This is a genomic window from Streptomyces sp. CB00455 (genome assembly GCF_001905445.1).
In the GTDB taxonomy this organism is placed as follows: Bacteria; Actinomycetota; Actinomycetes; order Streptomycetales; family Streptomycetaceae; genus Streptomyces.
Genome location: NZ_LIVQ01000005.1, coordinates 258,162 through 270,241 on the forward strand (window position 1 = coordinate 258,162; position 12,080 = coordinate 270,241).

General features: G+C 72.7%; 13 protein-coding genes. 4 read left to right on the plus strand and 9 right to left on the minus strand.

Features of this window, described 5'->3' with window-relative positions; genetic code table 11:
- Positions 1-170: 170 nt before the first annotated feature.
- On the plus strand, positions 171-986 hold the full coding sequence (locus tag AMK16_RS21380) for a S1 family peptidase (protein ID WP_073918200.1): 816 nt from the start codon (positions 171-173) through the stop codon (positions 984-986).
- A 93-nt stretch (positions 987-1,079) separates the two neighbouring features.
- Here the strand turns inward: AMK16_RS21380 and AMK16_RS21385 are convergent, their stop codons facing one another.
- The 8 genes from AMK16_RS21385 to AMK16_RS21420 all read right to left on the minus strand — a co-directional run bounded on the left by AMK16_RS21385 (position 1,080) and on the right by AMK16_RS21420 (position 7,908).
- A complete protein-coding gene (locus tag AMK16_RS21385; RefSeq protein ID WP_073918202.1) occupies positions 1,080-1,466 on the minus strand; it encodes a hypothetical protein in 387 nt (128 codons plus the stop codon).
- Between the two features lie 319 nt (positions 1,467-1,785).
- Positions 1,786-2,709: a MurR/RpiR family transcriptional regulator gene (locus tag AMK16_RS21390; RefSeq protein WP_073918204.1), complete on the minus strand. Its 924-nt coding sequence runs from the start codon at positions 2,707-2,709 to the stop codon at positions 1,786-1,788.
- Between the two features lie 147 nt (positions 2,710-2,856).
- Positions 2,857-3,198 (minus strand): TcmI family type II polyketide cyclase, encoded by a 342-nt coding sequence (locus AMK16_RS21395; RefSeq protein WP_073918206.1) that lies wholly within the window; start codon positions 3,196-3,198, stop codon positions 2,857-2,859.
- A gap of 21 nt (positions 3,199-3,219) precedes the next feature.
- Positions 3,220-3,699: an SRPBCC family protein gene (locus AMK16_RS21400; protein WP_073918208.1), complete on the minus strand. Its 480-nt coding sequence runs from the start codon at positions 3,697-3,699 to the stop codon at positions 3,220-3,222.
- A 115-nt stretch (positions 3,700-3,814) separates the two neighbouring features.
- Positions 3,815-5,041: a beta-ketoacyl synthase N-terminal-like domain-containing protein gene (locus tag AMK16_RS21405; RefSeq protein ID WP_073918210.1), complete on the minus strand. Its 1,227-nt coding sequence runs from the start codon at positions 5,039-5,041 to the stop codon at positions 3,815-3,817.
- Positions 5,038-6,309, minus strand: a complete 1,272-nt coding sequence (locus tag AMK16_RS21410) for a beta-ketoacyl-[acyl-carrier-protein] synthase family protein (RefSeq protein ID WP_073918212.1) — start codon at positions 6,307-6,309, stop codon at positions 5,038-5,040. The genes AMK16_RS21405 and AMK16_RS21410 overlap by 4 nt, the downstream gene beginning before the upstream one ends.
- On the minus strand, positions 6,306-6,749 hold the full coding sequence (locus AMK16_RS21415; protein ID WP_073918214.1) for a cupin domain-containing protein: 444 nt from the start codon (positions 6,747-6,749) through the stop codon (positions 6,306-6,308). The genes AMK16_RS21410 and AMK16_RS21415 overlap by 4 nt, the downstream gene beginning before the upstream one ends.
- A gap of 58 nt (positions 6,750-6,807) precedes the next feature.
- Positions 6,808-7,908: a SchA/CurD-like domain-containing protein gene (locus tag AMK16_RS21420; RefSeq protein WP_073918216.1), complete on the minus strand. Its 1,101-nt coding sequence runs from the start codon at positions 7,906-7,908 to the stop codon at positions 6,808-6,810.
- A 264-nt stretch (positions 7,909-8,172) separates the two neighbouring features.
- Here AMK16_RS21420 and AMK16_RS21425 point away from each other — a divergent pair, with 264 nt between their 5' ends.
- Positions 8,173-9,804, plus strand: a complete 1,632-nt coding sequence (locus AMK16_RS21425) for an FAD-dependent oxidoreductase (RefSeq protein WP_073918218.1) — start codon at positions 8,173-8,175, stop codon at positions 9,802-9,804.
- Positions 9,805-9,998: 194 nt separating this feature from the next.
- On the opposite strand, the gene AMK16_RS21430 is transcribed toward AMK16_RS21425, so the two are convergent.
- Complete coding sequence (locus AMK16_RS21430) at positions 9,999-10,229, minus strand: acyl-CoA carboxylase epsilon subunit (RefSeq protein WP_073918220.1); 231 nt, start codon at positions 10,227-10,229, stop codon at positions 9,999-10,001.
- A gap of 314 nt (positions 10,230-10,543) precedes the next feature.
- On the opposite strand from AMK16_RS21430, the gene AMK16_RS21435 reads away from it, so the two are divergent.
- Both AMK16_RS21435 and AMK16_RS21440 read left to right on the plus strand, forming a co-directional pair.
- On the plus strand, positions 10,544-10,768 hold the full coding sequence (locus AMK16_RS21435) for a hypothetical protein (RefSeq protein ID WP_073918222.1): 225 nt from the start codon (positions 10,544-10,546) through the stop codon (positions 10,766-10,768).
- A 252-nt stretch (positions 10,769-11,020) separates the two neighbouring features.
- Complete coding sequence (locus AMK16_RS21440; protein WP_073918224.1) at positions 11,021-11,977, plus strand: GlxA family transcriptional regulator; 957 nt, start codon at positions 11,021-11,023, stop codon at positions 11,975-11,977.
- Positions 11,978-12,080: the final 103 nt, after the last annotated feature.

Here is a 12,080-nt window from a genome sequence, read left to right on the forward strand (position 1 = left end):
TGCCGAAGTCACCGGCCCGTTACCGGCGCCGCCCGGAGCCGGCCGGCGCGTCCGCGCCCCTCCCGGGCCCGACTGCCCACGCCCTCTTGCGGGTTGGGCTCCAGGTCTTAACAATGCGCATGACAACCGAAGGATCTTCGGTCGCATTGTCCTCAGAGGGGAACCCCCACATGAACAAGCCTCTCGCCGGCGCCTTATTCTCCCTGCTCCTCGTGGGAGCGGCGGGCGCCCCGGCCGTGGCCTCACCGGCCGTCGCCGTCACCTACGCGGGAACCGTCGCGCTCAGCAACTGCTCGGGCTCCGTCGTCCGCGCGCCCGGCTCCCAGCCCGGCGACCCCGCACTCGTGCTGTCCAACGGGCACTGTCTGGAGACCGGCTTCCCGGCGGCCGGCGAAGTCATCAAGGACCAGCCGTCCACCCGATCGTTCTCACTGCTCAACGCGTCCGGCTCGAAGGTCGCCACGCTGCGGGCCAGCAAGATCGCCTACGCGACGATGACCGACACCGACGTCTCGGTCTACCAGCTGACCAAGACCTACGCCCAGATCCAGAGCCAGTACGGCATCAGCGCCCTCACCCTCAACGACAGCCGTCCGGCGCAGGGTTCGGCCATCAAGGTCGTCTCCGGCTACTGGAAGCGGACCTACAGCTGCAATGTGGACGGCTTCGCCTACCGCCTCAAGGAGGGCGCCTGGACCTGGAAGGACTCCGTGCGCTACACGCCGTCCTGCAACACCATCGGCGGCACCTCCGGCTCCCCGGTGATCGACACGGCGACCGGCAAGGTCGTCGCCGTCAACAACACGGGCAACGAGGACGGCGGCCGCTGCACGGACAACAACCCGTGCGAGGTCGACCAGAACGGCAACGTGACGGTCCGTCAGGGCATCAACTACGCACAGGAGACGTACATCATCGTCCCCTGCATAGCCCCCGGCAACACGATCGACCTGAACCGTCCCGGCTGCACGCTGCCCAAGCCGTAGCCTCCCCCCGCCGCCCGGCTCCCCAAAGCCGGGCGGCGGCGGGTCACGCGCCTCGCGGGCGCGTGGAAGCGCGCCCCGACGGGCGCGGGCCGCTCAGCGCCGGCGCTGGGCCGCGGTGCCCACGAGGAGCGCGTCGCAGACCAGTCGCGCGCCCCGGGCCAGGCGCCCCAGCTGTTCGAGCTCCACGGCGTACATCCTGATCGTGTTCTCGATGACCGACTCGGCGACGCCCAGCGTGGGCAGCTCGGCCCGGCTGGTCTGCAGGGCCACGCGGACCGCGCGCATCTCGTGCTGCAACTGGAGCTGGACGTGCCGGGCCAGGAGCGTGTGGTGGCGGGTGAGCGTGAGGTAGCCGCCGTAGCGGGCCGGAAGCAGGTCACGCAGCCAGCGCGTGGCGGTGCGCTCCCAGTCGTGGGTCCCGGGGGCCTTGACCTGGAGGGGCCAGTCCGGGCTGCGCGTGATCGTGGCGGTCTGGGGCATTCTCGTCACTTCCGAGTGGTGTCGAACTCTGATCGAGACGTTTCTGGGGCGGCCTCGGCCCAGGGGTTGACCGAGGCCGCCGGGGCGCCCGGCGGGATCCGAAAGCCTGGAGGCGACACGCGGTCGCGACGTGAGGAGGTCGTCGTGCCGCATGTGCGTTCGGGAGGACGTGGGGTCGCCCTCCTTGGCATCTGGTGGATCCGGAGCGCCGTCGTCAGTAAACATATATACCGTCGAGTACGCAAGCGCATGAAAAATTTCATGCGCCCCCCGCGCTGAATATCCCCCTGGTCAGAGGGGCTATGACGGGGTGGCGGAGTTACAGAAAGAAACCGTGCTGATCGGCTACGTGCTCGTAGTCCTCCAGGCGCGCCTGGGTGCGCTCGGGGTCGGCGTCGGCCATGGCCTGGAGCAGGGCGGCCGAGAGCATGCCGGGCGCCGCGTAGGAGTCGAACACCAGGCGCGAGCCGGTCCCGGCCGTCAGGGTCACGTCCGCCTCGTCCACGAGCGGGCCCAGCGTGGGGTCGGTGATCAGGACGACGCGCAGACCCGTGCTGCGAGCGGCCCGGACGGCGGCCAGCGCCTCCCTGGCGTGCCGCGGCATGGCGAAGGCCAGGACCCACGTCCCGCCGGCCGCCTTGGACTGGAGCAGCGCGTCGAAGGCGACGCTGCCGCCGCGGGTGACCAGGCGCACGTCGGGATGGATGCGGCGGGCCGCGTAGGCGAAGTACTCGGCGAGGGAGACCGAGATCCGCAGCCCGAGGACGGTCAGGGGCACGGACGCGGCCAGCTCGCGGCCGATGTCCAGCACCTGGTTGGTGTCCGCCAGCAGCCGGCGCACGTTCTCCAGGTTCTCGATTTCGGCGTCGACGGCCGCCTGGAGTTCGTTGCGGCGGATCTGCTCGCTGGTGTCCGGAGAGCCGGCGACCGCGCTCAGCGCGATGGGCTGGAGGACGTCGCGCAGGGCCGGGTAGCCGCTGAAGCCCAGGGAGGCGGCGAAGCGGGTGACGGAGGGCTGGCTCACGCCGACCCGCTCGGCGAGCTCAGTGATCGACAGGAACGCGGCCTCGGTGAGGTGGTCGATCAGGTACTGGGCGATCCGGCGCTGGCCCGGGGACAGGCGGCGGCCGTCGAAGAGCGCGAGGAGCCGGTCGGCCGGGGGGCGGACCGTCTCCGACGGCGACGACTGGCCGCTCGGCGTGATCGCGGCCGCCTGTGCGCGTGCCTGCTGACCCGATGACACCGCAGGGCCTCCTCACTCATGTCACTCGCGCTCAAACATAGCTCACGCCCTGTGCTCGATGATGATCAGTCCGGTGCCCGGACGGCCGCCCCCGCACGCGGCGGGACCCGCACACGGCGTGTGCGGGTCCCGTCCGGGCCGCTCGGTTCACTTCGCGGCGGGATTCTCCCAGCGGTAGAACTCGTGGGCCATCGCGTCCTTCGGGCCGCGCCAGGTCTCGGGATCGTGCGGGCTGATGTAGGCGGTGAGCCTCTCGCTGAGGTCCCGGAACTCCGGGTGGTCGGTGACCTGCGCGATCGCGGGGCCGGGCGGCCGGTCCGACTCGATCAGGTGCAGGTACACGTCGCCGAACTGGAAGAGGCTCCGGCGCGTGACACCGACCAGGTGCGGCAGTGCGCCGGCGTCCGAGCCGGCGAAGAGGTCGGCGATGTCCGGGGCCGATCCCGGCGCCATGCGGGCGACGATGAGGGCGCGGTGCGTGGGGTTCATCCGGGGTGCCTGCCTTTCGTCTCAGAGGCGGCTGACCGCAGGGGCGCGGTTCTCGCGTTCGCGCTGCTCGATCTTGTCCCGGATGAGGGCCATCTGGATCGGCGAGTTGCGGTTGATGTTGTCGGTCATCCAGGCGTCGTCGACCGGGGCGTCCGGCTTCATCGCGAAGTCCTGGGTCCACTTCATCCGGGTGCCGCCCGGCACCTCGGCGTAACGCCACACGATGTCCATGTGGGCGAAGGGACCGGTCTCCACGCGCCGGGCCCGGACCGTCAGGTTCTCGCGGTCCACGGTCCGCTCCGAGACCCAGCTCCAGACCTTGCCGTTCTCGTCGGGGTGCATGGTGAGCCGGAAGCGGGTGGTGTCGCCCTCCTGCTCCAGGACCTCCAGCGAGGCGTACTCGCTGAAGAGGTCCGGCCAGGCCGGGAGGTCGTTGGTCATCTCCCACACGACGTCCACGGGTGCGTTGACGGTGATCTCGTTCTCGGTGTGTCCTGCCATTTCAGGCTCCTGTCATCAGGGTGTTGTCGGTCGGTGGGTCGGACATGTGGTCTGTGTTCCTGCGGGGCGGCCTTCCTGCGGGCCTACCGCGCGGGTCGCGCGGGGCTACTCGGGCTCAGGCGCCTTTGCGCAGCACGAGCGCGGAGCTCGAGCCCATCCGCCCGCGGCTGAGCACCAGCGCCGTCCGCAGCCGCGCGGAGCGGGCGCCGCCCGTCACCAGTTCCAGGTCGTGGCACACGTCGAAGACGTTCGGGGTCGGCGGGATCACGCCGTGCTCCAGGGCCAGTACCGCGGCGGCGGTGTCCAGTGCGGGCGCCGCGCAGTACGCCCTGCCCGTGCCGGTCTTGGGCGCCGTGACCGGGACCTGGCGCCCGTGGGCGCCGAGGGTGTCGGCGATGGCGGCCGCTTCCGCCGCGTCGGCCTCCGGCGTCCCGAGGGCGTCGGCGAAGACCACGTCGATCTCCTGCGGGGCGCAGCCCGCTTCGCGCAGGGCGCCGCGGATGGCGTGGGCGAGCCCTTCGCCGCGCTCGTCCCGCCGCTGTGTCCCGGTGAAGGTGGCACCGTGGCCGGCGAGGACGGCGCGGACCGTGGCGCCGCGGCGGGCCGCCGTCTCCTCGTCCTCGACGAGGAACATCGCGCCGCCCTCCGCGGGGACGTAACCGCAGGCCTTGTCCGTGAAGGGCCGGTAGGCGCGCTCGGGGTCGTCGCTGGTGCTCAGGCCCTCGTACTGGAGCTGGCAGACGATGGAGTACGGCGCGAGCGGCGCCTCCGTCGCCCCGACGAGCATCGCCCTGCTGCCCTGGCGGATGGCCCTGGCGGCGTGCGCGAAGGCGTCGAGCCCGCCCGCCTCGTCACTGGCGACGACCCCGCACGGGCCCTTGAGGCCCCGCCGGATGGAGATCTGGCCGGTGCTCGCGGCGTAGAACCACGCGATGGACTGGTAGGGGCCGACGTAGCGGGGGCCCTGTTCCCAGAGGTGCTGCAGCTCGCGCTGGCCGAACTCGCCGCCGCCGGAACCGGCCGCCGTGACCACGCCGACCGAGAACGGGTCGTTCTCGTAGTCGGCGCGGCCGAGCCGGGCGTCCTCCAGGGCGAGGTCCGCCGCGGCCAGGGCGTGGTGGGTGAAGCGGTCGGTCTGGACGAGGAAGCGGTCCTCGACCATGCCTCCGGGGTCGAAGCCCCGTACCTCACCCGCGACCCGCAGCGGGAGGTGCTCACACCCCGCCCGGGTGACGCGGTCCAGCACGCTGAGACCGGACTGGGTCGCCTTCCAGAAGGCATCGGCGCCGACACCGTTGGGCGCGACGACACCGATCCCCGTGATGACCGTACGGCTGGTCACGAGACCTCCTCCTTCGGCCGGGTCATGACGACGGCGGACTGGAACCCGCCGAAGCCGCTGCCGACCGAGAGCACGTTGCGCAGCGCGAGGCCGCGGGCGGTGCGGGGCACGTAGTCCAGGTCGCATTCCGGGTCGGGCGTCTCGTAGTTCGCCGTCGGCGGTACGACCTGATGGGTCATGGCGAGCACGCAGGCCGCCAGTTCGATCGCTCCGATGGCGCCGAGGGAGTGGCCGACCATGGACTTGATGGAGGTCATCGGCGTCTTGTAGGCGTGGTCGCCCAGGACCCGCTTGACCGCCGCCGTCTCGTGGCGGTCGTTCTGCTTGGTGCCGGATCCGTGCGCGTTGACGTAGTCGATGTCGTCGGCGCTGATCCGGGCCTGGTCGAGGGCGGTTTCGATGGCCCGGGCCATCTCCAGTCCCTCGGCGGTCAGCCCGGTCATGTGGTGGGCGTTGCCGAAGGTGGCGTAGCCGCCGATCTCGCAGTAGACGCTCGCTCCGCGGGCGCGGGCGTGTTCCAGCTCTTCGAGGACGAGGACGGCGCCGCCCTCGCCGAGGACGAACCCGTCGCGGTCGGCGTCGAACGGCCGGGAGGCGTGGGCGGGGTCGTCGTTGTTCGGCGAGGTCGCCTTGATGGCGTCGAAGCAGGCCACGGTGATCGGCGATATGGGTGAGTCGGAGGCTCCGGCGATGCAGATGTCCATCCGGCCCTCCGCGATGGAGTGGACGGCGTAACCGACGGCGTCGAGACCGGAGGTGCACCCGGTGGAGACGGTCTGCACCGGGCCGCGCGCACCCGTCTGCTCCGCGACGGCGGAGGCGAGGGTGGCGGGAGTGAAGGCCCGGTGCAGGTGCGGCCCGGCGAGCTTGTGGTCCACGTCCCACCAGGCTCCGGACTGGCTCACGGCGACGTAGTCGTGCTCCAGGCGGGTGGTCCCGCCGACTGCGGTCCCCAGGGAGACCCCGGTGCGCCAGGCCTCCTCGGTGGTGAGGTCGAGTCCGGCGTCGAGCAGGGCCTCGCGCGCGGCGACCAGGGCGAACTGGATGTAGCGGTCCGCCCGCGCCGTCTCGTTCTCGTCGAGGCCGTGTGCGGCGGGGTCGAAGTCCACCTCGGCGGCTATCCGTGAGCGGAAGCCGGCCGGGTCGAAGAGGGTGATGCCGCGGGTCGCCGTGCGGCCGTTGGACAGCAGGTCCCAGAAGGCGGAGGCGCCGATCCCGCCGGGCGCGACGACGCCGACTCCGGTGACCGCGACCCGGCGGGGCGTCACGAGACCACGCCCGTACGGTCGGGGGGCTGCTCCCAGGCGGTGCTCTGCGGGTGCGGCGCCTCCTCGGTGTCCACGTGGCCCAGTTCGGGGCGCGGGGCGAGCGGGCCGAGGTGGAAGACCATGCGGGCCTCGGTGTCCCCGGTGTTGCGGAACCGGTGGCGCACGTCGAGGGGGACCAGCAGGCCCTGGTCGGTGCGCAGCGGGTGGGTCTCGCCGTCGAGGTCGACCTCCAGGCGGCCGCTGACCACGTAGACGAACTCCTCGGAGTACGGGTGGTAGTGCTCGGCGATGGACTCACCCGGAGCCATGATCGCCAGACCCATGAAGCCGCTGGTGGAGCCCACCGAGGTCGGGGTGAGCACGGCCCTCAGGTCGCCGCCGCGACGCCGGTTGGGCGGCGTCTCGCTGAGGTCGACGATGCGTGGGCGCTGTCTGGTCATAGCGGGTTCCTCCTGGCGTGTGGAGAGCCTGGACGGGGCTGGGGTGGGGGACCGGCCGTCAGGACTGCGCGGGTGCGCGGCGGTCGGTGATCAGTTCCATGGTGTGCTGCGCGGCGTGCGCACGCGCGCCGGCTTCGTCCGTCAGCCTGCCGAACACGGCCGCCTTGCGCGGACCCCGGACGCCGAGGATCGTGTCGGGCTCGGCCCGGACCGGGCCGCGCACGTCGATGAGGCGGACGACGGTGTCGTCGCGCTGGAAGATGCTGCTGCTCCGTACGGGGCTGTCCGGCCGGTGCGCGGCCTCCTCGTCCTGGCGGGCGAGGAAGCGGGCCAGGGCCTGGCCGCAGCCGGGCTTGGCCGGGTAGAACAGCGCGTGGCGGGTGACGTCGGCGTCCCCGTCCGTCTCCCCGGCGGCGATGTGGTGGACGGCCGGGAGCGCTGCCCGCATGAAGAAGAGGCGGGCGGACTCGGGGTCGTTGAGGTTCCGGTCTTTCTCCAGGTAGGGGTTGATGGCCTCTTCGACCGCCCGCACCTCGGGCTGTTCCGAGACGTGCCGCAGGGCCGCCATCAGGTCGCCCTCGACCTCGACGGTGCGCACGACCCGGTTGCCGTGCATGAAGAGCGTCGTACGGCGCAGCCGGGTGTGCTCGTCGACGCGGGCGGCCGGGGAGGCGTAGCTGGAGAGGAGTTCCGCGACCTTCTTCTCGCTGCCCGGCTTGACGGTGAAGGTGAGGGCGTGGCGCACGATGCCCGCGCCGAGCCGGGGAACGGGCTGGAGCCGGGCCCTGGCCGGGCGGGCCGCCTGGTCGTAGCCGCGCCCGGTCTCCCGCAGCACGGTGAACTTGAGGGGGCGCATGGCGCGGGCGCAGGCGCCCAGCGGCTTGACCTGTTCGGCGTGGTGCTCGCTGTTGACCCATGCGAGGTACTGCGGCGCGCTCTCCCACTCGCTGGTGATCAGCCACTGCGAGGGGTTCTCGAAGGACTGGCACAGCTGGTCGCTGATGTGGCCCGGGACCGACGCGATGTCGTGGCGGAGCTTTTCGTACGCCTCGAAGAACTGCTTCTGGGTTCCCTCGTGGAGGTCCATCAGCAGGACGACCCGGAGCATGTAGCCGTCGAAGGCTGACTGCGACACCCGTTCGGACAGGGTGGTTGTCATCTACTCACTCCTTCATGAGGGGGTGGAGATCCATCGCGTACGGACCCCTCGTCCGTCACCGGTGGCGTCCGCCCGGGCCGGGGGCCGTCTCGTGCGGAACGGCGGGCCGGCGGGAGCCGCTGTCGCTCATCGTCATCCGGGTGGCGACGTACCGCTACATGTCCGGATCAAGCGGGTGACAACCGGCAAATCAACCGGGCCTGGCAGACGATCGGGGGCATAAAGAGTCCACTCCCCCACACAGAAAACAGGAGCCCGCAGCTGATGGAAGACAAAGCCGATGTTCGCGTACCGGTTCTCGTCGTGGGCGGCTCCCTCGTGGGCCTGTCCACCTCGCTTTTCCTGAGCCGCCACGGAGTGAGGCACCTGCTGGTCGAGAAGCACTCCGGTACGTCAGCGCACCCGCGCGGCCGGGGCATCAACGCCCGGACCATGGAGCTCTTCCGTACGGCGGGGGCGGAGGGCGCGATCCGCCGGGCGGCGTCCGTACTGGAGGGCAACCAGGGCATTCTGCAGGCCCGGTCACTGACCGGGGGTGACCACACGTGGCTGGTCAAGACGATCGATCCGGCGGGGGCGCTGCGGCGTTTCAGCCCGACCGGGTGGTGCCTGTGCAGCCAGAACAACATCGAGCCGGTGCTGGCCGCGCAGAGCCGCGCGCAAGGGGCGGACATCCGCTTCTCCACCGAGCTGATGTCCTTCGTCCAGGACGCCACGGGGGTGAGTGCCGTGGTCAAGGACCGCGAGACGGGTGAGCACACCACCGTGCGGGCCGACTTCCTGATCGCCGCGGACGGACCGCGCAGCCCCGTGAGGGAGCAGTTGCGGATCCCCCAGACGGGCAACGGCGAGCTGTTCCACAACGTGAGCGTGACCTTCCGCTCGGAGCGGCTGGCCGGGGTGCTGGGCGACCTGCGTTTCATCGTCTGCTACCTGATGCGTCCGGGAGCGGACGGGGCGCTGCTGCCGGTGGACAACGCGACGCAGTGGGTCTTCCACGCGCCCTGGCACCCGGAGCGGGGCGAGACCCTGGAGGACTTCACCGACGAGCGCTGCGTGGAGCAGATCCGCAACGCGATCGGCGTGGCCGACCTGGACGTGGAGATCGGCGGCAAGGCTCCCTGGCACGCGGCCGAACGGGTGGCGGAGCAGTACTCGTCCGGACGGGTGTTCCTGGCCGGCGACGCGGCCCACGAGATGGCACCGACCGGGGCGTTCGGCTCGAACACCGGCATCCAGGACGCGCACAACCTGGCCTGGAAGATCGCCGCGGTGCTGGACGGGTCTGCGGGCATCGGGCTGCTGGGCACCTACGAGGCCGAGCGGCTCCCGGTGGCGCGCGCCACGAGCGAGCGGGCGTCGGCCCGTTCGGCGGAACACAGCCACCCGGGGTACGCGCCGCCGCCCACCATGGGCGGCGGACCGGGCAGCGGGGTCCTCACCACGGCGATGGGCTACTGCTATCCGCGCGGCGCGGTCGTCGGCGGCGATCCGGCGCGGCCGATCATCCCGGAGGCACTGCGCCTGATGGGTGACACGGGCACGCGGGCCCCGCACATGTGGCTGGCCCGGGCCGGCGAGCGGATCTCGACCCTGGACCTGTACGAGCGGTCCTTCGTGCTGCTCGGCGGGGCGGGGACGCCGTGGCAGGACGCGGCCCGGCAGGTGGCCGAGCGGCTGGGGGTCCGGCTGGACGCCTACACGATCGGTCCCGGGCCGGAGGCGGACCTGGTCCAGGAGGTCGGCGCCGACTGGGCGGAGGTCCACGGGATGGACGCCCAAGGCGCGGTGCTCGTACGCCCGGACGGGTTCGTGGCGTGGCGCTCGGAGGGGGCGGTGGCCGATCCCCGGGCGACCCTCCTGGAGGTCCTCTCGACGGTACTGCGCCGGAAGTGACCACGGGGCCCTCCCGTTCGCCGGCCGCCCGCGCGGCCGGCGGACGGGCCACAGCGGCGGCCGGACGGGACGCCACGGTCGCCGTGCCGGAGCCGGCGGCGGGCGGACGGGACGCGGACCCGACGACCGGCATGCCACGCGGACGGGACGCGGACCCGACGACCAGGCCGGGGCCGACGGCAGCCGGGCACGGCTCAGCGGCAGGCCCAGCAGCCCGCCCAGCAGCCTGCGTCGGGGCGGACGGCGCGCGGTCGCCCGGCGGTCCGGCCGGATCCCCGGGCCCGGCGGCCCTTCGCCGTGTCACCGGCTCGGGCGGTGCGGTTCGCGTAGCAGGCGACCACCACGGCGATCGCCGCCAGCTCTTCCGGTGCGGCCTGCCCCTTCTCCACACGCAGGAGGCTCGCTGTCGGGGCGTCGTTCGGCATCGGCACGGCCTCTCGTACGGGGGCTGCGCGTGCGCCCGGCCACGGGGCGGGGAACAGGTCGTCCCACCCTCGGCGGGGGCTGCGCTCGGGCGGCTCGGCGCGCCCGCGGAGCGTGGTCCGCGGCCGCGCACCGGCCGGCGGAGTCCTGTCGGATCACCCGGACTCCTGACGCGCATGACGCTACAAGCGCCCGCCGCACCCGGCACGTCGGGCGGCCCGGCCCGCCGGCGTCCACGCGAGGCCGGACCCGGCACCTCGGGCGGCCCGGCCGGCCGGCGCCCGCCCGCGGCCGCGCCGCGACCGGCGGGACGACCGTGACCGGCCACGACGCCCTGCTCTGCCGGGGCTGCGCGGGCCGCCTCTACGCCGTCTGCACGACCGCCGCCCGCGACGGCAGCGCCGCCGCGACGCGCGAGTGGGAGGTCGACCACGAGGTGCCGTCGCGGTGTCCGCTGTCGGGCCTGCTGCCGCTGACCGGAAGCGCCGCCGACGTCCACGATCTCCCGCACGCCCAGCAGGTCCTGGGCCCCCGCGCCTGACCCGGCCGGGTCACCCCACCCCGTTCCCCCACTCGGGTGGCGCCCCGGGTGAGGAGCGGAGTGACAAGCCGGTGCCGGCGACCCGGGCGGCGACCCGGCCCGCTGCGTCCGTATGGTTCCGTCCCCCGCCCGTCCCCAGCCAGTCCTCGCCCGTCCCCAGCCCGCCCTCAGCCCGTCCCCTGCCCGCCCTCGACGGGCACCCGCACGAGCGCGGGCGGCCCGCGCCGGTGGGGCCCCGCGTACCCTCTACCTGTGTCCGTCCCCCGCCTGCACCGTGTCGCCGTCCTCGTGCTCGAAGGTGCGAAACCGCTCGACGTCGGCATCCCCGCGCAGGTCTTCGCGACCCGGGCGAGCATGCCGTACGAGGTGCGCGTGTGCGGCGCGGCGCCCGGGCTCGTGACCGGCGGCGACGGCCTGTCGTACGCCGTGTCCCACGGGCTCGACGCCCTCGCGTGGGCCGACATCGTCTTCGTGCCCGGCTACCGGTTCCCGGACCGCGATGACCCGCCGCCGGCCGTGATCGAAGCACTGATCGCCGCCCACGACCGGGGCGCGCGGCTCGCCGCCATCTCGACGGGCGCGTTCGCGCTCGCCGCCACGGGCCTGCTCGACGGCAAGCGCGCCACGACCCACTGGCACTACGCACGGGCGCTCCTGGCGAAGCATCCGCTCGTCCGGCTCGACGAGAACGTCCTGTTCGTCGACGAGGGCACCGTACTGACCTCGGCCGGGGCCGCCTCGGGCATCGACCTGTGCCTGCACGTCCTGCGCCGCGACCTCGGGGTGGCCGCGTCGAACCACGCGGCCCGGCGTCTGGTCGCGGCTCCCTACCGCAGCGGCGGCCAGGCGCAGTACGTGCCGCGCAGCGTGCCGGAGCCGCTCGGTGAGCGGTTCGCCGCCACCCGCGAGTGGGCGCTGCACCGGCTCGGCGAACCCCTCACGCTCGACGCGCTCGCCGAGCACGCGGCGGTGTCGCCCCGCACCTTTTCGCGGCGCTTCGCCCAGGACACCGGGTACACGCCGATGCAGTGGATCATGCGCGCCCGGATCGACGTGGCCCGTGAGCTGCTCGAACGGTCGGAGCGCAGCGTCGAGCAGATCGCCTCCGACGTGGGCCTGGGCACCGGTGCGAATCTGCGGCTGCACTTCCAGCACATCCTGGGCACCACACCGAGCGAATACCGGCGCACCTTCGCCCAGGGCGGCTAGCCGCCCGGCGCCGCCATGGCGAGATCCTTTCGAACCGTGGCAATCTCGCCGCTGTCGCGGACCGGCGGCGGGAGCGAGCCTGGTGGGGAGAGAAGGGGACACA